Genomic DNA, 289 nt, shown 5'->3' on the forward strand with positions numbered 1-289 from the left:
GCTCTTTAACAATTTATCAGACAATCTGTGTGGGCACTCGCAGGATTGATATCACAAGCCTACGGGCTTTAAAAAATATCAAGTCTTTGCTGAGTGAACACGTAATTCATTACGAAGTTTAATTCACAGAGCATCGCTGCACTCGTTGCAGCAAATCAAACTTTAAATTGAAGAGTTTGATCATGGCTCAGATTGAACGCTGGCGGCAGGCCTAACACATGCAAGTCGAACGGCAGCACAGAAGAGCTTGCTCTTTGGGTGGCGAGTGGCGGACGGGTGAGTAATGTCT

At 45.3% G+C, this 289-nt stretch carries 1 rRNA gene; it reads left to right on the forward strand.

The features are described 5' to 3' along the window. Window positions 1-164: 164 nt before the first annotated feature. Window positions 165-289 (forward strand): 16S ribosomal RNA (locus tag C1Y43_RS23515); the annotation flags it as partial.

The organism is Pantoea sp. ICBG 828 (assembly GCF_002928355.1).
Taxonomy (GTDB): Bacteria; Pseudomonadota; Gammaproteobacteria; order Enterobacterales; family Enterobacteriaceae; genus Pantoea; species Pantoea dispersa.